This window comes from Kitasatospora sp. NPDC048722 (assembly GCF_040650235.1).
Classification (GTDB): Bacteria; Actinomycetota; Actinomycetes; order Streptomycetales; family Streptomycetaceae; genus Kitasatospora.
Genome location: NZ_JBEZGX010000033.1, coordinates 33,555 through 57,454 on the forward strand (window position 1 = coordinate 33,555; position 23,900 = coordinate 57,454).

The window sequence follows — 23,900 nt, forward strand, 5'->3', positions numbered from 1 at the left end:
CGCCGCCCGGGCGGCGGGGCGCGGCCCGGCCCGTCGCGCCCGGGGTGGGCCTCAAGCGCCCTGCGGGACGTCAAGATGCAGGTGTGACGGGTCTGGTGGCGGAATCCCGCCACTGGCGTCGATCCGCCGCCGAGGCGTCGGGATCCGGCCGGGGCGGCCCGGTGCCCGTGCGTCGCCGGCTGCGAATGTGCGTGCGAATCCTCATGGGAATGCGCGCACGGCGGAGTGCGGCGGTGTGCAGGCCGCGCGCATCCACGGCCGGGTGTACGTGCGGATGCGTGTGCGAACGGCGGGCGTCCGGCCACCGTCGACTTCCCCGGGAAATCCGCCTAGGGTGCGAAGCGGGTCGAACTCCGGCCGTTCCGTTCGAGTTCGGCCGTTGATTTCTCGCGCTATTCCACGGCGTGAATCCTCGCAATGTCCTCAGGGAGCAGCATGGTTCTGCACGTGCGGCATGTCGGTCTGGGCGTACCGGATCTCCGGAGCGCCGCGGAATTCTACGAGAATCGCTGGCAACTGGAGGTCGTCGAACGCGACGGCGACCGGATCTATTTCGGTGCGGGCTGCCCCGAGAGCCACGTGCTGCGGCTGCGCGCCACCGAGGAGCCGAGGGTCGACCTGATCGCGCTCGCGGCCGAGTCGGCGGCCGAGGTGGACGGCGTCGCCGCGCGGGTGGCCGCCCACCCGCGCGGGCGGCTGCTCGGCGAGCCCGGGCCGCGCCAGGACCTCGGCGGGGGCCATGCGGTGCGGTTCCTGGACTGCGACGGCCGGACGGTCGAGGTCTCCGCCGACGTGACGGGGCGGGTGTTCACACCCGTGTCCGCGAGCGAGACCCGCCCGAAGGGCATCGGCCACGTCGTGCTCAACACGCCCGATATCCAGGTGGCGCGCGAGTTCTACGAGACGGTCATGGGATTCCGGGTGACCGACTGGGTCGAGGACGTGATGTGCTTTCTGCGCACCGGCCCGGTGCACCACACCATCGCGTTCACCCGAGCCCCGCACACCTCGCTCAACCACGTGGCTTTCGAGGTCCGCGGACTCGACGAGTTCATGCGGGCCACCGGCGCCCTGATGCGCTCGGGCATTGCCCCGGTCTGGGGGCCCGGACGGCACGGCGTCGGGCAGAACACCTTCTCCTATTTCCAGGAGCCGTCCTCCGGTTTCGTGCTGGAGTACACCACCGCCGCCCAGGTGATCGACGAGGAGCACGGCTGGACCCCGAAGGTCTATCCGGCCAACGCCCAGACCACCGACGTCTGGGGCACCGCCAACGCGCGCGACGAACTCGTCTCCGCGACCCTGATCGGCCGCCCCGACCCCGGCACCTGGACGCCCCCGCCGGTGTGACGGCACGCTCGTGGGGCCGGGCGCGCCTGCGGCGCCCGGCCCCACGGTGGTCCTTCCGTCCTCGTCAGCGGACGTCCAGGCCGCCGTCCGGGCGGAGCACCTCGCCCGTCATCCCGTGCGCGTCGTCCGAGGCCAGGAAGCGGTACAGCGGCGCCAGTTGCGCCGGCGTCAGGACCACGCGCAGCGGATTGAAGTCCCGGATCACCGCGCTGATCCCGTCCGGATCGCCGAAGACGTCCGCCGACCCCTCCGCCCCCACCGCCGCGCGCAGCCCCGTCACCACGCCGCCCGGGGCCACCGCGTTCACCCGTACCCGGGGCGCGAGGTCCGCCGCCAGGTGCCGGACCAGCCCGACCGCGGCGTGCTTGGCCATCGCGTAGGCGACCCCCGAGCCGTTGCCGCGCACCACGTACGAGGCGTCGGACAGCGTGAACACCATCGCGCCGCGCCGCTCCAGCAGCGGCTCCGCCGCCGCCCGGGCCGCCAGCAGGTAGCCCACCGCGTCCACGTCCAGCACCCGCCGCGCCAGCTCGGCCAGTTCGGCCGCCGGCCGGTCGCGCAGCCCGACCCCGCCGTCGTGGATCCCGGCGTTGCCCACCAGCACGTCCAGTCCGCCGTGCGCCTCCACCGCGGTGCGCACCGCCCGCTCGTTGTCCGCCGCGCTGCGGACGTCCCCGAGCACCAGGGCGGCGCCGTCGGGCAGCGGCTCCCGGGGCTCCTCCCGGTCCAGCACCACCACGCGGTGCCCGTGTCGCACCAGGTCCTCCACCACCGCCCGCCCGATCCCCGACACCCCACCGGTCACCAGGGCCACCCGGACCCCACTCTGCTGTCCCACCACGGAGAACTCCCCAGGTCCGCACCGATCCGACCCGGCAACGAGTACACCGCCCCCGCACCCGCCCACCACCCCCGCCCCCGAACGCCCCACCCACGTTCAACCGCCCCCCGTCAGCACTCGAACACCCCGACCACCCCGAGCCGTTGAACCACCCCTGGCCGGCCCGCTAACCTCGCCGAACGGGGCCCGCCGCAACCCGCAGGAGCTCCCCGCCGCCCCGTCGAGCGGGGCACCCGTCGTGCCCAGCTGTGACCAGCACGTTCGCAACGGACCCTTGGCCCGTCGGGGATCTCGTCGTCCGTCCGTCCGTCCGTCCGTCGGCGTGGGTGGGGGCGGGTCAGGTGCGCGCCCCGCGGGGGACGACGAAGTCGCGGAGGCGGGCCGGGGACGAGCCCAGTTCGGCCCACGTGCCCGGGACGTCCAGTACCGCGAGGCCGCTGGTCGGGAACTTCGCCCGGAGGCGGTCGAGGGCCTCGCCGCCCGCGTCGGCGGCGAGGTCGATGATCAGATCCTCCAGGGCCGGGTTGTGGCCGATCAGGAGGACGGTCGCCGCGTGGCCGGGCTGTGCGTGCAGGACACGGACGAGGTCGTCGGCGTCGGCGGTGTACACCCGGGGGTCGAACGTCGCGGAGGGTGCCTGCGGCAGCTCGGCGCCCGCCAGCTCCCACGTTTCGCGCGCCCGCCGCGCCGGCGAGCACACCACCGCGTCCGGCAGCAGCCCCCGGTCGCGCAGCCACCGGCCGGCCTCGGGCGCGTCGCGCCGCCCGCGCGGGCCCAGCGGCCGCTTCTCGTCCGGCACGCCCGCCGGCCACGCGGACTTCGCGTGGCGCAGCACGATCAGCGTGCGGTGCGGCGGGGACGTGGACGTGTCGCTCATGCCTCCACGCTGCCACAGACCGGGGTGTTCGGCGCCCGCACCGGCCACCGACGGTAGTCGGTGGCCGGTGTGAGGATCCCCGTGACGGATACCGCGAGGAGACCACCGTGGAGCCCCGGGACATCGGTCCGTTCGACAACGACACGGCTGCGGACTTCGCCGGTGCCCTGGACGAAGCGGCGTTCGACGAGCGAGAGGCCCTCGTCCGCGGCGTGCTGATGCGCGTCGGCGGGACGTGGGAGCATCTCGACGGCTCGGCCGGATCCGGGACGTCCTCGCACCGCCGCCCGCGCCCCAGGCGGAGGTGCAGTTCGAGTCCTGGGGCAGGGGCCGAGGCCCCTGCCCGTCGAGCCCCGTTCCGGTCAGACCGGGAGCGACCAGTACTGGTTGGCCTGGTGGCTGCCGCAGGTCCAGAGCTCCAGCGCCGTGCCGGAGGCGGTGGCGCCGCCCGTCACGTCGAGGCAGAGGCCGGAGTCGGTGAGGGTGCCGTCCGGGGTCGGCGCCCACTGCTGGAGGGTGCCGCCGGTGCAGGTGGCGAGCACGATCCGGCTGCCGGCCGACGTGCCGGTGGCGGTGAGGCACTTGCCGAGGGTGCGGACGGTGCCGTCGGCGGTCCTGGTCCAGCGCTGGTTGGGGTTGCCGGTGCAGTCGTAGAGGATCACGGGGGTGCCGTCGGCCGTGCCGCTCGCGGTGTCGTCCATGCACTTGGCGCCGTTTCCGGTGACCTGGCCGGTGGGGACGGCGGGGCCGCAGCCGGTGCCGGGGGTGAGCCGCCAGACGGCGGTGCCGTGGGCCGGGACGGTCTGGCTCAGGGCGCCGGAGACGGCCGAAGTCTGCCCGGTCCAGAGGTCCTTGGCCGTCGCCGTGCAGCCGGGCAGACCGATGGTCGCCAGCGGGATGGTGAGGGTCTGCGCGCCGTTCGAGCGGTTCAGCACCGCGACCGCGCGGTCCCCGCCGGCCAGCGGCCGGGCCAGCACGTCGGCGGCGGAGGTACTGGACACCACGCCCGCCTGCCGGCCGAGCGGGTCCTGGTCGACGGCGATCAGGTCGGTGTCGCCGAGCGCGCCCAGCCCCGCGGGGGTGAGCCGGGAGACGTCCGAGGAGAGGATCAGCGGGGCGGCCGTCATCGACCAGAGGGCGACCTGGCTGCGCGCCTCGTCGTCGGTCAGGCCGCCGTCGCCGGCGATGAGGAAGTCGGGGTCGTTCCAGTTGCCGGGGGAGGCGAAGGAGCCGATCCAGCGGTCGTAACCGTAGTTGCCGAGCACGCTGGACCAGCGGCTCGCGGCGGGGTGGGCGGCGTCGTAGGTCGCGATGTCGTAGCCCTCGCGCCAGAGCTGGCCGTCCTGGCCGACCCAGGAGAGCACGTCGTACCAGTCCCGGGCGCCCCACTCGCCGTTCTGGAAGTAGGCCGGCGCGGATTCGGAGAAGACGATGTCGCGGCCGGCGGACCGGAGCGCGGCGGACTGGGCGTCGTACGCCTGGCGGTAGGCCTGTTCCTGGCTCTGGCCGGTTGCGGTGTGGACGTTGCAGCCGTCCAGCTTGAGGTAGTCGACGCCCCACGAGGCGAAGGTGGCGGCGTCCTGCGCGAAGTGGTCGGGCTCGCCGTTCGCGCCGGTGCCGCTGCCGGGGTAGCCGCCGCAGGTGCTGGAGCCGGCGTCCTCGTAGATGCCGAACTTCAGGCCACGGGTGTGGAGGTAGGAACCGAGCCAGGCCATGCCGTGCGGGAACTTGGCCGGATCGGCGGTGAGGTTGCCGCCCGCGTCCCGGGCGGCGGACATCCAGCAGTCGTCCACGGTGACGGTGGTGTAGCCCTTGGCGGCGAGGCCGGTGGAGACCAGGGCGTCCGCGTTGGCGGTGACGGTCCGTTCGTCGATGCCGCACTGGTAGTGGGCCCAGTCGTTCCAGCCCATCGGCGGCGTGACGGCGAGCGCCCGGCCGTCGCCGGAGGTGGCGGTGGGGGAGGCGTGGGCGGTGGTGGGGGTCAACGGCAGGGCGAGCAGCGCGGCCGACAGTGCGCCGGCCGCGAGTCTGCGCCGGGACGTGCGGAAGGACGTGCGCAAGGGTTGCATGGCGGACTCCTGGCATCGGGGACTGTGGAGGAGTGCGCAACCAGTGCACTGTGCTTGCTCATTGGCGTCAATAAAAGCGACAGAATTTGCAACTCTGAGCATTGGCGCTGCAAGTGGCGACAGATCGTCCCGGTCGGAGCCCTGCTGCACGCCGTCGAGTTCACGGCGGCGAGCCTCGGCTCACCGCTCTCCCCGCGCTCCTGGCGATGCTGCTCGTCACCCCGTGATCGCGTGGGCGATCGCCCCGACACGATGGTGCTGATCCCGGGGCGGGGTCGATCTCCGATCCGGTCGGCGGCCTGCCCGGCACGGCGGCGGGGCCCCTCGGCCTGGTGCTGGCCGCGTACGCGGGCGGGCCGCTCGCCGGGGCGCAGGTCAAGGCAGCCCAGCCGTCGGTTCCCCGGAGGTGGGAACCGACCTGGGGAACCAGCGCCCGGCCATGCCACCGAGCCGGAGCCCGGCGGTCAGGACGGCCAGATGGAGACCCGACGGTCGGGTTCTCCCCGCCGCACGTCCCCGCCTCGGTCCGTCGCCGCCCTCCGGGGCGGCACCCTCAAAGACCTGTGTGCACGTCAACACGCTCCGTACACTGGGACGTTGCCGAGGAGCCTCGGCCGTGTCCCACCCGGAGGTGACGTGTGGTCGGCGGGCAGGCGGTGCCGGATCCGGACGAGGCGTACGACCTCGCGGAGTTCATCGACGCCCTCGGGCGGCTCCGGTCGTGGGCGGGCGCGCCGTCGTACCGGGAGCTGGCGAGGTCGGTGGGCCGGCTGCTCCCCGTGCCGCAGCCGGTGGCCGCGTCCACGGTGGTCGACGCCTTCAGGCCGAACCGCCGCCGCCTGGACTTCGACCTGGTGGTCGCGATCGTGCGCGCGCTCGGCCTGCCCGACGACGAGGCCGACCGGTGGCGCCGTGCGTGCGTGCGCGTGCACGGGGAGACCGGGGCGGGCGGACCGGAGGCGGTCCTGGGCCACCTGCCCGCGGACCGCGGTGCGGGAACGCCTCGGGGGCGCCTGAACGCCGGGGCCGGGGCACGGACGCGCTGGTGTCCCGAGCCCCGGCGCCCGCCGGCGGGCTCAGCTGGGCTGGCCGGTCGGCATGATGGTGACCTGCTGCAGGTTGGCCCGCGGCGGGAGGGCGGCCAGGAAGCCGATCGTCTCGGCGACGTCCTGCGGCGTCAGCCACTCCATCGTCTCCTGGGAGTCCGCCAGCCACTGCTGCACGCCCGCGTCGGTGACGTGGTCCTGCAGCTCGGTGCCGACGATGCCCGGCTCGATCGCCGACACCCGCACGTGCTTCGCGCCCAGTTCGGCCCGCAGGTGGCGGGAGAGGTGGGAGACGTAGGCCTTGGAGGCGGAGTAGACGGCGAAGGTCGGGAAGATGTTCTGCGCGGCGATCGAGGACGTGTTGATCAGGTCGGCGACGCCGCGCTCGGCGGCGGCCGCGACCAGCTGCGTCGTGAAAGCGCCGATCACGTTCATCAGGCCGCCGATGTTCAGGTCGATCTGCTGCTGCCACTGGTCGGTGGCCAGGCCCTCGACCGGCGCCGGGAGCATCACCCCGGCGTTGTTGAACAGCAGGTCGGCGGTGCCGAGTTCGGCCTCGACCCGCTCGGCGGCGGCCCGCACCGCGGCGGCGTCGGTGACGTCCACGACGATCGCCAGGGCGGTGCCGCCGTCCTTGCGGATCCGGGTGACCAGATCGTCCAACCGGTCCGCGCGCCGGGCCAGCACGGCCACCTTCGCGCCGAGCGCGGCCAGCTTCTCGGCGGTCGCCTCGCCGATCCCGCTGGAGGCGCCGGTGACGACCGCGACCCGGCCGGCGAGGGACTGGACAGGGGTGTGAGAAGACATGCGAATGCACCTCGGGGGTGAGGGGGTTGGGTTCCTGCTCGGCCGAGCTCCGTCGGCCGCACAACCATCAGACCACCGCCGGGCCCCCTCGGAAGCGCCGTAGCCGGCCCGCCCGAAACAGGTACTGGCAGGGCCACCTTCCGCCCGCCCGGGGCCGCCGCCGGTGTCCGACAATGGGGTCATGGACCGCAGCAGCGAGCTCGCCGACTTCCTCCGGACCCGCCGGGCCCGGATCACCCCCGAGCAGGCGGGACTCCCCGCCGGAGGCCGGGCGCGGCGGGTGCCCGGCCTGCGCCGGGACGAGGTCGCCCGGCTGGCCGGGATGAGCACCGAGTACTACACCCGCCTCGAACAGGGCCGCTCCGGCCGCCCGTCCGTCGAAGTGGTCGACGCCCTCTCCCGCGCGCTCCAGCTCGACCCCGTCGAGCGCGAACACCTCGACGACCTGCTCGCCCGCCCCGGCACGCCCCGCCAGGCCGGGGCGGCGCCCCAACGTGTGCGCCCGGGGCTGCACTTGATGCTGCAAACCCTGGAACACGTGCCCGCCTTCGTGATCGGCCGGCGCACCGACGTGCTCGCCGCCAACCGGCTGGCCCGAGAGGTGCTGACCGACTTCGACGCGCTCCCGGCCACCCAGCGCAACCTCGCCCGGTACTACCTCCTCGACCCCGGCGCGCGCGACAGGGTCGGCGACTGGCCGCGGATCGCCGCCGAGACCGTCGCGATCCTGCGCCTGGAGGCCGGCCGCCATCCCACCGATCGCCGCCTCGCCGACCTGGTCGGCGAACTCACCCTGCGCTGCCCCGAGTTCACCACCTGGTGGAACGACCACAAGGTGCTGCGCCGCACGCACGGCAGCAAGTCCTACGTGCACCCCGAGGTCGGCGAACTCCACTTCGCCTACGAGTCCCTCCAGCCGCCGGGCGACCCCGACCAGACCCTGTGCGTCTACAACGTCGAACCGGGATCGCCCACCGCCGACGCCCTGCGCCTCCTCGCGAGCTGGACCGCCGACCCGGCCACGCGCTGACCCGTGCCCTCCGCCGGGTGCGCGGCCCGGGTGGTCAGGCCGGGTGGTGGTCTGGGACGTTGATGTGCGCCGGCCGGCGGTCCCGGTCGGCGGCGAGCGAGGCCATCCACCGTGCGTCGCGTCCAGCGCCGCGGGGCCGCACGGCGTAGCGCACCTCGCGCCCGACGCGGCCGCCGGTCACCAGCCCGGCGGTGTCCAGGACGGCGAGGGCTGCGAGGACGGTGCCGACCGCCTCGACGGCTCAGCGCCCCCGACCCGCGAGGACGCGGAACGTGCGGGCGTGCGGCGGCAGCGGGCGGCCGCGCCGCCACGCCAGGCCGACGGTGCGGCAGGCGTCGGCGGCGGTGAGCGGGACCGCTTCGACCCCCGGGTGGCCGGTCGCGGCCCTGACCGGGACGAGGGCCGTCCCGTGGCCGGCCGCGACCAGGTCCAGGATCCCGGCCACGGTGTCCGCCTCCGCTGCGACGGGCGCCGTCAGACCGGACCGGTGGAAGAGGGCGCAGGTGATCTCGCGCAGCCCGACGTCCTGGCGCATGATCACGAACTGCCCGTCGGTCAGCTCGGACAGGTCGACCCCGGCGCGCCCGGCCAGCGGGTGTCCGGCCGGGGCGGCGAGCACCAGCCGCTCCTCGCCGAGCGGCAGCCAGCCGTAGCCGGGCAGGGACGGCTGCGGACTCGTGACCGCGAGGTCGACCACGCCGCCGGCCAGCAGGTCGAGCACGCCGGCCGCCGAGCCCTCGCGCACGTCGACGGCGTGGCCGGGCGCGTGCTCCCGGTAGGCCGTGAGGAGCTCCGGCAGCAGCCAGGTGCCCAGCGAGTGCGCACAGGCCAGGCGCAGCGGGTCGGCCGGTGCCGGGAGCAGCGCCGCGATCCGGTCCTGCGCCGACTCCAGCTCGTCGAGCGCGCGTCGGGCGTGCCGCCGGTACACCCGGCCCGCCTGGTTGAGCCGCAGCCGGTTGCGGTCGCGGTCGAACAGCGGTGTGCCGAGGCGCCGTTCGAGCCGGACGATCGCGCGGGAGAGCGTCGGCTGGGTGGTGCCGACGAGCGCGGCCGCATCGGTGACGTGCTCGGTCTCGGCGACGGCCAGGAACCAGCGCAGTTCTTCCGCGATCATCCCGCCATTATGCGCGCGGCGCATGGTCCGTCGTCGCGGACGGCATTTCCGTTCGCCGCGGCCCTCGACGAGGCTCGGCATCGACGACCCGCCCCACGAAGGAGGTTCACCACCATGTCCGACCCGACCGCCCTCGGCGCCATCGAGACCTACGTCTCGGACGTGCCGAGCATGAACGCGTTCTTCGTCTGACGGTGCGCTTCCGTACTACACGTCGCCGTTCGCGCCTGGGGCGCACGGACCGGGCGGCAGGGTGCACGCGGAGATGCGTCGAACCCAGGCCGGGCGACCGTGCATGCAACGTGCGGGCCATGAGGTGCCGTCAACTGTGCGTCCTGGCACAGTGGTCCCGGCGCGCAGGGGCATGGATCCCGACGCCGAGGCCGGATCGGGGCCGCGTCGTCACATCGGGGGGGAAACGTCATCGAATCGTAATGGTCGAAAGGTGGGCTCACGCCCTCTCATAAATCCTTAATGTCCGCATTCCGAGCAGAGGGATTCGGATGCTCCAAACGCGTTTTCCCGTACTGCGTCTGGTCGCCGGTCAGCTGGCGGCACGGGGCGGCCGGATACGTTGACGTGCCGGATTTCTCCTCGATAGCGTCCGCTTGATTCTTTCTTAGCCAGCTCGGGGGTGCTGGTTTCCCCCGGGCGCATCTCTCTTCTGGAGTACCTGTGCGTACCGTTCGCAGACTGGCCTGGCCTCTCGGCGCGGCCCTTGCGATCCCCGTCGTCGCCGCCCCGATGCCCGCCGTGGCCGCCGATGCCGCGCCGCCGAGCGCGGTGGAGGGCTTCTCCTACCCGGACGCGGCGAAGATCCTCGCCGACCGCAACATCACCCTGAAGACCGGCGACGGCCACATCGTCCTCGCCGACTGCGCCTCGGGCCCCGGCCTGGTCCAGCTCTTCAGCCGCGCCGCCAACCCCAGCGAGGTCTGCTTCAGGATCACCGGGCCCACCGGCTACCTCGCCCTGGAGATCCCCAAGATCTACAACATCAAGGGCGACGACCACACCATCAAGGCCACCGTCAGCACCGACGGCAGTCCCACCGCCTCCTTCGACGTCGCCAAGAACACCTGGACCCCCATCGGCGAAGGCGGCACCACCGGCACCAGCACCACCCTGCTCGAACTCACCGCCACCGACGGGCCCGCCGCCCCGGCCGGCACCGACTTCCCGGCCGTCGGCACGGTGACGGCCGGACAGCCCGGCCGGGCCGGCGCCCGCTCCTGCACGGCGACCCTGATCGACCGCTACTGGGTCCTGACCGCCGCCTCCTGCTTCGGCGACCACCCCGCCGCCGGCACGCCGGCCGCGCCCAGCACCGCCACGATCGCCGGCCGCACCGTCGCCATCGCCGAACTCGCCCCGCGCGGCGAACGCGATCTGGTCATGGCCCGCCTGACCTCCCCCGTCGACGGCATCACCCCCATCGCCCCGGCCTCCGCCGCGCCCGCGGCCGGCGAGAGCCTGCGCATCCCCGGCTACGGCCGCACCGCCACCGACTGGGCACCGCTCACGGTCCACACCACCGCCCACACCACCGGCACGGTGAACGCCACCAGCATCGACACCGCGCCGGCTGCGGGCGCGGCGCCGCTCTGCCAGGGCGACACCGGGGCCCCGCTGCTGCGCGACCGCAACGGCACCCCCGAGATCGCCGCCGTCGCCTCCCTCTCCTGGCAGGGCGGCTGCCTCGGCACCCCCGCCACCGAGACCCGCACCGGCGCCACCTCCACCCGCGTCGACGACCTCAACGCCTGGATCCAGCAGGTGAAGGCCTCCCGCCCGGGCAGCCGGCTGTTCGCCATCGGCGGCGACAACCGGATCTGGGCCAACGAGGGCTCCTACTCCACGAACGTGTGGGGCACCTTCGAGGCCGTCCCCCAGAACAGCGGCATCCGCCAGGTCAGCGCCGTCACCATGGGCAGCACCGTGCGCCTGTTCGCCATCGGCAGCGACCAGCACATCTGGAGCGCCAGCAAGGACGGCGCGAACGGCACCTGGAGCGCGTTCCAGATGGTGCCGGGCAACAGCGCCATCCAGCAGGTCACCGCCGTCGCCATGGGCGACAAGGTCCGCCTGTTCGCCATCGGCGGCGACGGCCAGATCTGGACCTCCACCGGCGACTACACGGCCGGCACCTGGACCACCTTCCAGGCCATCCCCAGCAGCGCCATCAAGAACATCACCGCCGTCGCCATGGGCGACAAGGTCCGCCTGTTCGCCATCGGCGGCGACGGCCAGATCTGGACCACCACCGGCGACTACACGGCCGGCACCTGGACCACCTTCCAGGCCATCCCCAGCAGCGCCATCAAGAACATCACCGCCACCACCGCCGGCAACACCGTGCACCTGTTCGCCGTCGGCGGCGACGACCGCATCTGGACCACCACCGGCGACTACACGGCCGGCACCTGGACCACCTTCGACGCCGTGCCCAACGCCGCCGGCGTCAAGCAGGTGGCCGCCACCACCATCGGCGACACGGCCCGCCTGTTCGCCATCGGCGCCGACGACCGCATCTGGACCGCCGACCAGAAGGCCGACAACACCTGGACCACCTTCTACGCCGTAGCCAGCAGCGCCATCCAGGGCATCACCGCCACCCCGGCCGGCTGACACCCCGCACACCCATCGTGCGCCCGGCAGGGGCCGGGCGCCCGATGCGATCCACCCGGGAGTTCCGGCCCGGCCGAACCGGAACTCCCCGCTGCCGAGGCCCCCGGACCCACGGGCCCCGCCCACATGTGCACTCCTGCACCCCTTCCCTGGCTCCGTACGCCTGGTCGCCCCTTCCCGTCCGGCACTTGACCACCCATCGGCGGGCTGCCGGCGAACTCCCGCACGCTTCGACGCGCGGGACTGACCACCTTGCTCACGGCCGACGTCGGCACGAACCCGCGGGCATCACCTCTGACGCCGCGTCGCAAGGTGGCTGCACCCCAACTCCCTTACCCGGCTGCCCTGTCAGCCCCCTCGGGCCCGCTGGACGAACGCAGGGCCACCCCGCTCACCCGAGCCGCCGCTTCCCGGCGCCCGGCGCGCACCCCGAAGGACCTTCCCCGCACCCGCCGGCACGCCCGTCGGCGGTCATCACGGCACGTCGGTGCCCGAAACAGGAATGAGACGACGAAGCTCCCATGAAGATGCCCCTGACATCACGGGCCCGATCACGGCTGGCAGCCGGATTCGTGGCCGGCAGCCTGCTGACCGGGCTGCTGACGACTCCCGCGGTGGCGGCCGACACGGCGCCCGCCACCGCAGCCAACCCGGACCGGGTCAAGGCCGTCGCGGCCTGGCAGGCCGGCGGCCCGGCGGTGCGCCACGCCGCCGAGACGGCGCTGACCGGTTCGGCCGACGACCTGACGGCGTTCCTGGCGAGCGGTCAGGCAGCGGCGGCCGAGCAGGACCTGCGCACGCAGATCGAGAACCTGGTCGCGACCTCCGGCCCCGGTGTGCGCGATGCGGGAACGGCCGCGCTGAAGGGCTCGGCCGCCGATCTGCAGGCCTTCCTGGACAAGGGCTCCAAGAAGGCCTTCGAGGACGACCAGCGGGTGCGGCTGTCGCAGATCATGGCGGCCGGCGGGCCCGGTGTGAAGGCCGCTGCCGGCAAAGCCATGGACGGCAGCCTGGACGACGTCAACCAGTTCCTGAGCGATGGCCAGTTCAAGGCCAGGAACGACGACGACCGCGTGCACCTCTCCCAGCTGATGGCCTCCGGCGGGCCGGAGGTGAAGAAGGCCGCCGGCGCCGCGCTGGACGGTTCGATGGACGACGTCCGGCTGTTCCTGCAGTACGGCTACCAGACCGCGGCCGCCCATGACCAGGAGACCCTGACGGTCGCCCAGCTGGCCGACCTGACGAAGAACGCCTCCGATCAGGCCGGCCAACAGGCGCAGACCGCCGTGGACGCGGCTGGCAAGGCGCTCGACGCGACCAGGCTGGCCAAGGAGGCCTCCGAGCGGGCCGCCGCCGAGACCAAGGCCGCGCAGGGCTCCGCCGGGCAGGCGTCGAACGCGGCGAGCCGTGCCGCGGACGCTGCCACCCGCGCCGCCGCCGCGGCCCAGACCGCCTCGAAGGCGGCGAGGGCCGCCAACGAGGCCTCCCGCCAGGCCGCCAATGCCGCCGCCGACGCCGCGTCGGCCGCCACCAAGGCCGGCAATGCCGCCGCGCGGGCCCTGGCCGCCGCGGCCGGTGCCGCCGGTGACGCCGGGCAGGCCGACGTGGCCCGCGCGGCCGCGGTCGCTGCCCGCAACGCCGCCGCCGACGCCCGCACCGCCGGCGAGGCGAGCGCCTGGGCCGGCCGTGCCGTGGCACAGGCCAATGCCGCCGCCCAGGCCGCCGCTTCGTCGGGGGCCAACGCGGATGCCGCCGCCCAGGCCGCCCTTGAGGCCGCCGACTACTCCGGCGTGTCCGCCGAGGACGCGGCCCGGGCCCGCGACGCCGCCGCACGCGCCAAGGCCGCCGCGGCAGAGGCCACCCGCGCCGCCAAGGCCACCGCCGCCATCGCCACCCAGGCCGCAGCCGCGGCCGGTGACGCCCAGCGCGCCGCCAACGAAGCCGCGGCCCACGCCGATGCCGCGGCCGCCGCAGCCGAGGAGGCCGCACGGCACGCCGGCGACGCGAACACCGCGGCCAACGTCGCGCAGGCAGCCGCCAGCGCGGCCGACGCGGACGCCAACTCCGCGGCGAACTCGGCCGCCCAGGCCCACAAGGTCGCCGACGTCGCCCGCGCCAGCGACGCCGAGCGCCTCGCCGGCCAGCAGGCTGACGAGATGGCCGCCGCGGACGAGGCATCCCGCGAAGCGGACCAGAAGGCGAAGACCGCCGCGTGGGAGTCCGGCAAGGCGACGCAGTTCGCCGCCGACACCGACCAGCTCATCAAGGACGCCACCGCAGCCGGGGTCGACCTGAAAGCGGCCGTGCTGAAGGGCCGTCAGGCCGCGTTCCGGCTCCTGGCCTCCGCCGGCCCGTGGACCAAGGCCGCCGCGCAGACCGCGCTGGAGGGCGACGACACCGATGTCCAGGCGTTCCTGAGCACCGACCTGGCCGTCGCCCGCGAGCGTGACGACCGCACCAGCGTCATGGCCATCGCCCAGAGCTCCGGAAAGCTGGAGCAGCGCCTCGCCGCGGAGACCGCCTCGGTCGGCACCCCCGACCAGGTGCGGGCGTTCCTGGCCACCGGCCAGTACCCGGGCAAGGACGACGACGACCGCGTCGCCCTGTCCCAGATCATGGCCAACGGCGGACCCGGCGTGAAGGCCGCCGCCGGCAAGGCCCTGGACGGCACCATCGACGACGTCCGCGCCTTCCTCGCGGTCGGCCAGTACAAGGCCCGGGACGACGACAACCGCGTCCTGGTCACTCAACTGCTGACGACCGGTGGACCGGAGGTCCAGGCCGCCGCCCAGGCCATCCTGTCCGGCCCCGCCGACCGCCTGGTGCCGTTCCTGCAGACCGGCCTGCCCAAGGCGCGGCAGCGGGACGCGATGACCGCCACCCACGTGGCCACCATCGCGTCCTACCTCGCCACCATCGACGGCTCGGTCGCCCAGGCCCGCCAGTACGCAGCCCAGGCCGCTCAGGCCTCCGCCACCGCCCGCGGCGCCGCCAACGAGGCCGCCGGCTACGCCAACCAGGCCGGCCAGTCCGCCCAGCAGGCCCAGGGCTTCGCCAACCAGGCCGCCCAGTCCGCCCAGGCCGCCCAGGCCAGCGCCCAGCAGGCCGCCCAGTATGCCCAGCAGGCCCAGGCGTCGGCGGCCTCCGCCACCGACGCCGCCACCCGGGCCAGCTTCTCGGCAGCGGCAGCCACGAGCTACGCCGCCCAGGCGAGTCAGTACGCGGCCGACGCCAAGAACGCCGCCGACCAGGCGAAGGCCTCGGCCGCTGCCGCTGCCAAGAGCAGGGACGAGGCGTACGCGGCCGCCCGGGAAGCCGCGCAGCTGATCATGTCGAAGCAGCAGACCGACGCGGTCGGCGCCGGCCAGCTGCAGAGCGAGACCGCCGCCGTCGACGACAACGCCCGCGTCTCCTACATCGACGTCGTACCCCACGGTGATCTCAGCCAGAAGGCCCAGACCTGGGACGACTCCAGGTGTTTCAGCTGGGCAATGCGGAACGACAAGTACTGGCACAGGAATCCGGGAGGGAAGGACGTCTGCACGGTACCCGCGAAGATAAAGATCACCGGTCAGGTCGACTACTACCTGAAGACCTGCCCGGAACCGAATCTTTCCATTGCGGCGTGCCAGGGGAAGTACAGCTCCTGGGACACGCTCCTCGTGGCCACGAAGCCGATCGACATGGTCGCCGACGGCACCGTCGATCTCGATGAGGCGTACTTCCAGTACAACTCCTGCTACGGCGGGGACAGCTCGGGGGCGGGATGCGTTCCCGGCGCCATGGCAGTCGCCCTCGTGCAGGATTTCTGGAACTGCGCGAAGAACCCCGGACTGAACGCCTCCTGCGCCTGGGCGGCGTCCAACTTCATCCCCTTCGGCACCCTCGGCAAGGCCGCCAAGGCGATCATCGCCTTCCGGTTCGCCCTCGAGGCGGGGACCGACCTGGTACAGGCCAAGCTCGCCCTCCAGGCGTCCCTCGACGGCATGAAGGACGCGACCTACGGCAAACTGCTGGCCACGGCCGATTCCGTCGCCGCGTTCCGCCTCACGCTCAAGGACGGCGTCGGCACCCAGGACGCCCTGAACGCACTGCGCAACGACCGGAACGTCGACCGTGCACTGGTCGACCAGATGGAAGGTGAAGCGGCCTTCGCGTCGGCCAAGCGCACGAGCTGCCCGACCAAGCCGGGGACCACCAACAGCTTCCCGGCCGGCACGGGCGTTCTCATGGGCGATGGCACGGTCAAGGCCATCGAGACCGTCCGGATCGGCGACGTCGTGGTTGCCGCGGACCCCGTCACCGGTACCTCCGGGCCCCGCGCGGTGACGAACACCATCGACACCCCCGACGACCGCGACTTCACCGAGCTGACCGTCCAGCAGAACGACGGCACCCCGAGCGCCGTGACCGCGACCGACCACCACCCGTTCTGGGTGGAGTCGACCCGCGCCTGGACCGACGCGTCGGCGGTCCATGCCGGCGACACCCTGCGCACCGACACCGGCGCCACCGCCCAGGTCGCCTCGGTCCGGCACTGGACCGGCCTCCAACACGCGTACAACCTCACCGTCGACGGCCTCCACACCTACTTCGTGTTGGCCGGCGGCACCCCCGTCCTCGTTCACAACGCCGACATCTTCGAGATATGCCGGGTGATCATCCCGGCTCTCGAAGGCCTCGGGGAGCGCCCCGGAGACCAGGGCGCCACGACCGGACAGGGGCTGGTCCGGGACGCGAGCGGGAATCTGGTTCCGGCGACTCTGCCGGTCGTGAGCGGCACCGGTGGAGTTTTCACCGACCTCAACAAATTCCTCCTGGGCCCCGACTCACCGACCCGTCCGCCGAGGAACGCCACGGTGTTCCCGGGGGCCGACCATGCGGAGCCGAAAATCGCGTGGGAGCTCGCGGACAAGCCCGAGATGAAGAACGCCACGATAGAGGTGGTCATCAACAATCGAGACGGTGTGTGCGTCGGCGACATGGCCTGCTCAATGGCCGTGGCCTCCATCCTCTATACTGACCAGAAGATGCTGGTTCGATGGGTCGACAGGAAGACCGGACTTCTCACGGAGACCGGCACGCTTCAAGGGATAAGGGTTCGCCAGTAATGATCCTCAGGATTTCCTTTGCCGGGAAGCACGTGTTCCCCACGAGCCAGGAGGAGGTCGATGGGCTGATCTCCGAGGCCATTCGGTACATCACCCCCGGGGAAGGGGGCGACGGCAATGGCCCCTGGCACGACGCGGGGTTCAGCTTCCTCGAACCGGACGCCCCTTTCCCGAGCGCTTTCCTCCGCCTTGCGGCCAACGAGGCGACCGGATTCGGGGCCCTCGTGTGGTGCGTCTTCGGCAGGGAGGGCGGAATCTACGATGACGCCTGGATCTCCGATAACCCCACCCCGTCCGAGATCGACTCCCGCCTCGTGTGCGACGCTTACTACCCGAGGTTCCACGACCCCGCCAGCGCGGTGCCGCTGCCGCAGGTCCGGGAGGCGATCAAGGAGTTCTGCCGATCCGGCACGGGGGAACGCCCCGAATCCATCGCGTGGGTGACCGGAGAGATCAACGGCCCACGAAACGACAGGCCTCCATTCGAGGACTAATCGGCGCATGAGGCGATGGCCTTCACCGGGCGGTGAAGGCCATCGCCTTCTTGCTTTTCGTATGGACGATCGCCAGTGCTTCTCAATGTTCATGTCGGTGGTCAGCGGCGCCACGGCGAGACCCCGGAGGAGAGGTCCCGGCTGATCCCGGAGGTTTTCGGGATTCTTGCGGAGAAGGGCGGCGGGGGCCCGGGCCGGAGGCCCGGAGAGATCGCCTGGTTCTCCTTCTCCGAGCAGTAGTACGGTGATGACAGCTGGCCCGACAGCTGCTTGTCGCTATCCGTCAACGCATCCTCCGGATACGGCGGCCCGGTGTGGTTCTCCAACGGCGGAAAGAAGGGAGGCGTGTATGACAGGACGTGGGCTTCCGACAATTCCGAGCCGCCCGAGGTCGATCCCCGGGGCGCGTCGGATCCCGGTCATCCGCTCTTCCATGACCCGGTCGGCACCCTTCCGATCGCGCAGGTGCGCCAGGCCGTCGAGGAATACGGTCGGATGGTCACCTGCGCCGTCGGCGGACGCGACGAGGCCGAGGTGCGCGCGGCTCGACTTCATCCGGCGGCGGACCGGGATCCGGACGCACACCTCGATCGCCTACGCCGACACCTGCGCCGACAGCGGCTGTGCCGAAGAGGGCGCCCGCCACTGGTCGAACCCGGCCACCGTGCGCACCCCGTCGTCCAACACCGATCGGTAGACGTCCCAACTGCGCACGCTCCGGCCGTACTCGGGGCTCTCCGCCCACGCGTGCTTGATCAGCAGGATCGCCTCCCGGGCCTCGGTGGTGAGCCGCGGCGGCAGCGTCCGCAGGTGCGTCAGATCCGGCTGGCGGTCGGGCTCGTCGACGAACCAGATGTCCAGGGACCACGTGCGGCCCTGCGGCGACCGGTAGTCCACCCCGAGGTACAGCCCGTCCGGGTAGCCGGGATCGGTGTTCCACACGCCGGTGTCGTTGCGGAACCGCACCTGCCGCACCCGCTCGTGCACCGCCAGCCCCGCCCCGATCCCGGCCACCGCCTCGTGCGCCCCCGTGTCGAGCCGGGGGCACACCACCGTGACGTCCAGGTCCCTGCGCACCATCAACCCCAGCGCCGCACTCCCCACCCGCACCGGATCCCCGACCCGCCCGAGCGCCGCGTCCAGCCCCAGGTCCTTGTTCACCTCGTCCGCCTCGATCTGGAGGGCGTCCTGCTGTCGCGTCAGTTGATCGATCGTCATGCCCACATTCTCACAAGGTCTCAACCACTTCGGGCCGAGAACACCTGGCGGACCAGGCGCTCCCCGCGTGCACCGGAGCGGTTCGCGGTACTGCATACGGCGTGGTCCCGGAATGACCACGGCTCGAGTGGGTAGCACGGGCCTTCGACGCGTGCGAGTGCGAAGGAGACGACCCCATGGCCGAGCCGGGATCCGCGGGCCGGGGCCTCGCGCGCGAGGTCGTGTCCGGCGCGCTCGGCCGGGCCGCCGCCGTCGGGCACCTCAACGCGTTCATCACCCTGGACGCCGGGAAGGTGCTCGCAGAGGCGGCCCGCCATGACGCGCGCGGGAGCCGGGAGCCCTGGTGTCTGGTCGTCAAGGACAACATCCACGTCGCCGGCCTGCCCAACACCGCGGGCACACCCGCACTCGCCGGCTTCGTCCCCGGTGCCGACGCGCCAATCGTCGCGGCGCTGCGTGCCGCGGGGGCGATCGTCCTGGGCAAGACGAACATGCACGAGCTCTCCCTGGGGGCCACCTCGTGCAACCACACCTTCGGCGCCGTCGGCAACGCCACCGACCCGGCCCTGTTCGCGGGCGGCAGCAGCGGAGGGACGGCGGCCGCGGTGGCCGCGGGGATCGCCGAGGCCGGGCTCGGCACGGACACCGGCGGTTCCGTCACCATCCCGGCCGCACTCAACGGCATCTACGGCCTGCGCCCCAGCGCCGGACGCTACCCATCAGCGGGCGTCACACCGCTGTCCACCACCCGGGACACCCCCGGGCTGATGGCCCGCACCCTGGACCGGCTCGTCGCGCTGGACACCCTCGTCACCGGGGAGGACGGAGTCCCGCTCGACCCGGGCCGCCCGCTCCGGTTCGGCCTCCCGAGGCACGTGTTCACCGAGGACCTGGAGGGCCCGGTCCGGACCGCCTGGGAGACGGCCGTCGACCGCCTCACGGCGGCAGGGGCGGAGTGGATCCCGGTGGACACGGAACACCTGGTCGCGTACGACTCCCGGGTCGGGTTCCCGCTGGTGTTCGGCGAGTTCGGCGCCGCGCTCGGCCGATACCTCGACGCGCACCGCACCGGGCTCACACCCGCCGGCGTGCTCGACGCGGTCGCCGACCCGGTCATCGCGGAGACGCTCAAGGCCACCGCCCTGCCCACCGCCCCCGGGTACCCGGGGCCCGCCGTCCTGCGCGGCGCGCTTGCGCAGCGGCAGGCGATGCAGACCGCGTACGACGAACTCGTCACCGCCCACGGCCTGGACGCGATCCTGAGCCCGACCGTCCCGGTGTGCGCCCGGCCGCTGTACCGGTACGAGGAGTCCCTCCCCCTCAACGGCCGGGACGTGCCGACGTTCCCCACCCTGATCCGCAACACCTCGCCGGCGGCCGCCGCGGGCCTGCCGTCGCTGACGGTCCCGCTCCCGGTCACCGGCTCCGCCCCCGTCGGCGTCCAGCTCATCGGGCGGCGGAGGGCCGACCGGGACCTGCTCGCAGTGGCGGCGCGGATCGACGGTCTCCTGCGGCCCGAAGCGGCGCACCCGGTGACCGGCCACGATCCGACCGGTCGGCACGAGGAGGCCCGATGAACGCCATCCCCGGCCCCGACCCCCGCCCGGACGGCGGGGTGGGCGCGATCGCGCAGGCCGGCGGGCTGCACGCCTACCAGCTGAGGCTGCACGCCGAGTACGGGCCGGTGGTGCGGTTCCAACTGCCCGGTGCCGAGACGGCCGTGTCGATCGCCGACCCGGTGCTGCTGGAGGCCACGGCTCACCTGAACGAGCGGCCGGAGCGGCTGTTCTCCTTCCTGGACCCGCTGTTCGAGGCGGGCAACCTCCAGGTCCTGCCCGCCGATCTGGCCACGTTCACCGGTCGAGGGCGCGAACTCGCCGTCCTCGTAGGCGAATTCGGCAGAGGTGCCGCCGTGGTGTCGACGATCGAGGGCCCGGCCGGGATCGGGAAGACCCGACTCGCCCTGCACGCCGCACACCGGCTCGTCCGTGACGGCCGGTGCGCCGACGTCCAGTTGTACGTCAACCTGCGCGGCTGCGACCCCGAGCACCCGCCGGCCGATCCGGTCGCCGTACTCGGCATGTTCCTCAGGCAGTTGGAGGTGCCCGCGAAACACGTACCGACCGGAGCTGCCGAGCGCGCCGCGCTGTTCCGCGGGCGGATGCACGGCAAGCAGGCCGTCGCCGCGCTGGACGACGCCGCCTGCGACGACCCCCGTCCGGGGAACACCCGCCGGGCGAGCACCGCGAGGTGACGCTCGCCCACCGGGCCGCCGGTCGGTCCTGGACCAGCTGAAGCCGCCGGAATCCGGCGTACTGGCCCCGCACCGTCCGGACGGGACACCGACGTTCCCGTTCCCATGCTCCGGGCATCATCCCTGCCGGGGCCGGCACCTCTGATCAGAGGCGCCGTCAAGGCGGATCGAGCCCATGGGAGCCGATGCGCTGGCGTGGCCTTCAGCCGGTCGGCAGGGGCGCCGCGTCGCGGTGGTCAGGCTTCCATCAGAGGGGGCTCCCAGCGCGGCCCGCCGAATGCGGCCAGCACGGCCGAGAGTTCGGGTGTCAGCGGGTGCAGGCGGTCGAGCGGGACCAGCACCACCCATCCGTCGTGCCCTATCCGGCTGCGCGGGGGCAGGGCCTCGTGATCGTGGACGAGTGCCGCTACGGCTGCGAAGCGGGTCGTCCGACCGAGCGAGTTCTTGATCGGCCGCACGGTGATCCGGGCGATCTGCTCCGGGGTCAGCAGGATCCGGCGGCCGTCGACCGTCGCGTCGAGCAGCTCCGGGCTGATCGAGACCCGGACGTCATAGCCGAGCCGTCGGCAGCGCAGGCAGAGCCGGACGGCCTGCCAGAGCATCACGTAGAACGCCTGAACCGCCGAGGCGGCGGCCAGTGTCAGCACGATCCGCGCGGGGAAGGCAGGGAGGACGTCGGCAAGGAGGAGCAGGAGGGCCGCCTTCGCCACGATGATCACCCACATCAGCACCGACCGCTTCAGTGGCCACTGCCAGGGCAGGCCGCGCTGCCAGCCGACGCTGCCGGGCGCGCTCGGCCGGAGGTCCGCGGCATCGGTGTGCCCGGCCCAGGGCGGCTGGGCGTGCCCGGCGAGCCGCTGTTGGAGGCTGCTGTGCCGGAACTGCGGGGCGCCGTCGACCATCCGCAAGGCGCCCAGCGTCCGGGCGTCCTGAAGGAATCCGGACGTACGCCAGGGCAATTGCCGCACGAGCGCGAGCATGAAGCGCCCGCACTGCCAGCGTCCCCACGGTGTCATCAGGAGTACGGTCGCGGGGAAGCCGACCACAGCCTCCGTCGCGTAGGAGAGGGCTTCACGGTCCAGGCCCGCCCGGAACACGGAGTAGCGGGCGGCCACGACGGCGGAGATCCAGGCCGCACACGCAAGGCTGTAGTACCTCTCGCGCTCCAACTGCGCCCGTGCGGTGCCGGCACGGGCCGGATGGATGGCGACCCGGAGGACCCGGAACCCGGCCACCAGCAGGCCCCAGAAGGCTGTGACGCCTGTCGTCGCGGTGTCGTGCCGCGCACCCGCCACCGCGAGGAAGCCGGCCGCAACCGCCACAACGGCGGCCAGGGCGTACGGGCGCCTCCACCGGTCGTCCGCCGTGGCGAACAGCGAGGCCAGCACGTAGTCGAGCGGGAACAAGATGACCGGGGCCATCAAGGCCCAGACCGCTGCGACCCCGGCCCATCGCGTCAGCCACAGCGGGTCACCGGGCGGGCCGTCGCCGACCGCCGAGAGCCCCGGACCGACGACCGAGCCCAGGGCCGGGGCCAGGAGGAGGAGCAGCGCGGCTCCGGCAGCAACCGCCCACCCCGGTGCTGCGTGCCGCCAGTCCAGTTCGCGGGAACCGAGCCGGGTGAAGCGGCGGGCCAGGAAGCGCAGGTACGCATCGGCTTGCTCCGGGTGCCAGCGACGCCGCATGGCGGAGCTCGACGCGGGAGGCTCGCCGAAGAGGGCCGGGACCAGGGCGTCGAGCAGGTGGTGCTGCAGGGCCGCCTCGTCGGGCAGCCGCGTCCGGTCGGCGAGCTGCGCGGGGTGGCCGGCCGGTCCGCCGTGGACGCGGTGGGCCAGCCAGATGTTCAGCGGGCTCGACAGGATCCGGGCGAGCGGTCCGGACGGTTCCTGACGAAGCCGCTCGGCGACCGGGCTCCAGCGCCCGGGTGCGTGTGAGGCCGTGTCCAGGTGGTGCAGGGCGGCCTGCGGTTCGATCGGGCGGGCGCGCAGCACCAGGTCGGGGATCCACCGTGCGCTCAGAACCGCTTCCTGGTACTCGGGGACGCGGCTGGTGATGATGACGGCGTCCCGCGGCTCCAGGCCCTGGGTGAGCGCGACGAGCATGCGGATCCGGGCCGCACTCGGCAGTTCATCCAGGCCGTCGAAGATCGGGAACACTCGCCTGGAATCGACCAGGATTCTCATCGTGCCCGCGCCGTACCGCCGCTCTATCTCCGGGTAGCGCTGTTCGAGCCTGTGGACGAACCAGTCCCGGAGGCGTTCCCGGCGCGGGTCCCAGGTGTCCGGTGTGGCCGGTACGGGCAGTGGTTCCCGGGCGGTGCGGCTCAGCAGATGCAGTGTCAGTAGCAGGACGAGCGTGGTCTTTCCCGCACCGGGATCGCCGAGCAGCACCAGTCGGCGCTGCGGCAACCGGAGGAAGAGCTCGGCGACCTGTCCGGCGCGATGGCTCTCGGGCGGCTCGCCCGTAGCGGCCGCTGCCCGCTCGGCGCCTGCCGGGGTCTCGGCGGGCGTGTGGAGCGGGTCGTGCGGCCGGATCGGGCCGGTACCGCCGGACTGCGCGGGACCGTCCGCACGTTCCCACTCCACGGCCAGCTCCGCCTCGAACACCCCGCGCGTGGCAGCCTCGTCGGCGACCTGGGACCTGATCAGTTCTCGCAGCCTCGTGACGGCCGAGTCGAGCCGAATCCGATCCGGTTCGAGTGCGTCGGGGAGGACGTAGACGTGCGAGCCCTGAACCAACTGGCCTACGTGACCGGATATTTCGGCCGTGTTGTGGACGTTGCTGACACTGCCGGCTTCCAAACTCGTTCTCCCCCATACCCCTTGGCAGGACAGTACGTCGTCCTGCGCGGGGCCAAGGCTACGATGCCGGGCGGTTGCCCGCAGCCGAACGTCGCAACGGCCCGGTCCGGGGCAGCAGCACCACGCCCGACGCGGACGAGCCGGCAGGGCGGGCCGGGTGGCCCGCCCTGCCTCCGTCCCGCCACCACCCAGGTGGTTGCCGTAGTTCCGGTCCTGCGTGGGGATCGCCGCTCCGCCTCGGCCTGTCGGCGGTCGCCCGG

General features: G+C 73.1%; 14 protein-coding genes and 1 pseudogene. 8 read left to right on the forward strand and 7 right to left on the reverse strand.

Translation table 11 applies throughout. The annotated features are described in order from the left end of the window. Positions 1-435: 435 nt before the first annotated feature. Positions 436-1,350, forward strand: coding sequence for a VOC family protein (locus AB0C76_RS23710; RefSeq protein ID WP_359968838.1), 915 nt, complete (start codon positions 436-438; stop codon positions 1,348-1,350). Between the two features lie 64 nt (positions 1,351-1,414). Here the strand turns inward: AB0C76_RS23710 and AB0C76_RS23715 are convergent, their stop codons facing one another. From AB0C76_RS23715 to AB0C76_RS23730, 4 genes are all read right to left on the reverse strand, one after another. Next, positions 1,415-2,188, reverse strand: a complete 774-nt coding sequence (locus tag AB0C76_RS23715; protein ID WP_359968841.1) for an SDR family oxidoreductase — start codon at positions 2,186-2,188, stop codon at positions 1,415-1,417. 340 nt (positions 2,189-2,528) lie between these two features. Beyond that, entirely contained in the window at positions 2,529-3,068 is a 540-nt protein-coding gene (locus AB0C76_RS23720) for a histidine phosphatase family protein (protein ID WP_359968843.1), read from the reverse strand. A gap of 362 nt (positions 3,069-3,430) precedes the next feature. Continuing rightward, positions 3,431-5,137, reverse strand: coding sequence for a ricin-type beta-trefoil lectin domain protein (locus AB0C76_RS23725; protein WP_359968845.1), 1,707 nt, complete (start codon positions 5,135-5,137; stop codon positions 3,431-3,433). A gap of 1,076 nt (positions 5,138-6,213) precedes the next feature. Then, a complete protein-coding gene (locus tag AB0C76_RS23730) occupies positions 6,214-6,990 on the reverse strand; it encodes an SDR family oxidoreductase (RefSeq protein WP_359968848.1) in 777 nt (258 codons plus the stop codon). A gap of 181 nt (positions 6,991-7,171) precedes the next feature. Here AB0C76_RS23730 and AB0C76_RS23735 point away from each other — a divergent pair, with 181 nt between their 5' ends. Then, a complete protein-coding gene (locus AB0C76_RS23735; protein WP_359968851.1) occupies positions 7,172-8,020 on the forward strand; it encodes a helix-turn-helix transcriptional regulator in 849 nt (282 codons plus the stop codon). Between the two features lie 241 nt (positions 8,021-8,261). On the opposite strand, the gene AB0C76_RS23740 is transcribed toward AB0C76_RS23735, so the two are convergent. Next, complete coding sequence (locus AB0C76_RS23740) at positions 8,262-9,134, reverse strand: LysR family transcriptional regulator (protein WP_359968854.1); 873 nt, start codon at positions 9,132-9,134, stop codon at positions 8,262-8,264. Positions 9,135-9,143: 9 nt separating this feature from the next. On the opposite strand from AB0C76_RS23740, the gene AB0C76_RS23745 reads away from it, so the two are divergent. From AB0C76_RS23745 to AB0C76_RS23760, 4 genes are all read left to right on the forward strand, one after another. Beyond that, positions 9,144-9,326 carry a hypothetical protein gene (locus AB0C76_RS23745; protein WP_359968857.1) on the forward strand — a complete coding sequence of 61 codons (183 nt, stop codon included), beginning with the start codon at positions 9,144-9,146 and terminating at the stop codon, positions 9,324-9,326. Between the two features lie 483 nt (positions 9,327-9,809). Continuing rightward, the gene (locus tag AB0C76_RS23750) at positions 9,810-11,762 is read left to right on the forward strand and encodes a trypsin-like serine protease (RefSeq protein ID WP_359968860.1); all 1,953 of its coding nucleotides are present in this window, start codon (positions 9,810-9,812) and stop codon (positions 11,760-11,762) included. Between the two features lie 521 nt (positions 11,763-12,283). Next, positions 12,284-16,873: a polymorphic toxin-type HINT domain-containing protein gene (locus tag AB0C76_RS23755; protein ID WP_359968863.1), complete on the forward strand. Its 4,590-nt coding sequence runs from the start codon at positions 12,284-12,286 to the stop codon at positions 16,871-16,873. Further along, positions 16,873-17,367 (forward strand): Imm1 family immunity protein, encoded by a 495-nt coding sequence (locus AB0C76_RS23760; protein ID WP_359968866.1) that lies wholly within the window; start codon positions 16,873-16,875, stop codon positions 17,365-17,367. The genes AB0C76_RS23755 and AB0C76_RS23760 overlap by 1 nt, the downstream gene beginning before the upstream one ends. Positions 17,368-17,961: 594 nt before the next feature. Here AB0C76_RS23760 and AB0C76_RS23765 read toward each other — a convergent pair. Further along, on the reverse strand, positions 17,962-18,585 hold the full coding sequence (locus AB0C76_RS23765) for a hypothetical protein (RefSeq protein ID WP_359968869.1): 624 nt from the start codon (positions 18,583-18,585) through the stop codon (positions 17,962-17,964). A gap of 176 nt (positions 18,586-18,761) precedes the next feature. Here AB0C76_RS23765 and AB0C76_RS23770 point away from each other — a divergent pair, with 176 nt between their 5' ends. Both AB0C76_RS23770 and AB0C76_RS23775 read left to right on the forward strand, forming a co-directional pair. Further along, positions 18,762-20,162 (forward strand): amidase family protein, encoded by a 1,401-nt coding sequence (locus AB0C76_RS23770; protein WP_359968871.1) that lies wholly within the window; start codon positions 18,762-18,764, stop codon positions 20,160-20,162. Next, a pseudogene (locus AB0C76_RS23775) lies at positions 20,159-20,425 on the forward strand (cytochrome P450); the annotation flags it as partial. The gene AB0C76_RS23770 and the pseudogene AB0C76_RS23775, both read left to right, overlap by 4 nt. Before the next feature lie 650 nt (positions 20,426-21,075). On the opposite strand, the gene AB0C76_RS23780 reads toward AB0C76_RS23775, so the two are convergent. After that, the gene (locus AB0C76_RS23780) at positions 21,076-23,640 is read right to left on the reverse strand and encodes a hypothetical protein (RefSeq protein WP_359968874.1); all 2,565 of its coding nucleotides are present in this window, start codon (positions 23,638-23,640) and stop codon (positions 21,076-21,078) included. Between the last annotated feature and the right edge of the window lie 260 nt (positions 23,641-23,900).

Bases quoted from the DNA above. Each gene is read 5' to 3' on its own strand.
- AB0C76_RS23710 (WP_359968838.1), top strand. From the start codon at position 436: ATGGTTCTGCACGTGCGGCATGTCGGTCTGGGCGTACCGGATCTCCGG.
- AB0C76_RS23720 (WP_359968843.1), bottom strand. From the start codon at position 3,068: ATGAGCGACACGTCCACGTCCCCGCCGCACCGCACGCTGATCGTGCTG.
- AB0C76_RS23725 (WP_359968845.1), bottom strand. From the start codon at position 5,137: ATGCAACCCTTGCGCACGTCCTTCCGCACGTCCCGGCGCAGACTCGCG.
- AB0C76_RS23730 (WP_359968848.1), bottom strand. From the start codon at position 6,990: ATGTCTTCTCACACCCCTGTCCAGTCCCTCGCCGGCCGGGTCGCGGTC.
- AB0C76_RS23735 (WP_359968851.1), top strand. From the start codon at position 7,172: ATGGACCGCAGCAGCGAGCTCGCCGACTTCCTCCGGACCCGCCGGGCC.
- AB0C76_RS23740 (WP_359968854.1), bottom strand. From the start codon at position 9,134: ATGATCGCGGAAGAACTGCGCTGGTTCCTGGCCGTCGCCGAGACCGAG.
- AB0C76_RS23745 (WP_359968857.1), top strand. From the start codon at position 9,144: ATGCGCGCGGCGCATGGTCCGTCGTCGCGGACGGCATTTCCGTTCGCC.
- AB0C76_RS23755 (WP_359968863.1), top strand. From the start codon at position 12,284: ATGAAGATGCCCCTGACATCACGGGCCCGATCACGGCTGGCAGCCGGA.
- AB0C76_RS23760 (WP_359968866.1), top strand. From the start codon at position 16,873: ATGATCCTCAGGATTTCCTTTGCCGGGAAGCACGTGTTCCCCACGAGC.
- AB0C76_RS23765 (WP_359968869.1), bottom strand. From the start codon at position 18,585: ATGACGATCGATCAACTGACGCGACAGCAGGACGCCCTCCAGATCGAG.
- AB0C76_RS23770 (WP_359968871.1), top strand. From the start codon at position 18,762: ATGGCCGAGCCGGGATCCGCGGGCCGGGGCCTCGCGCGCGAGGTCGTG.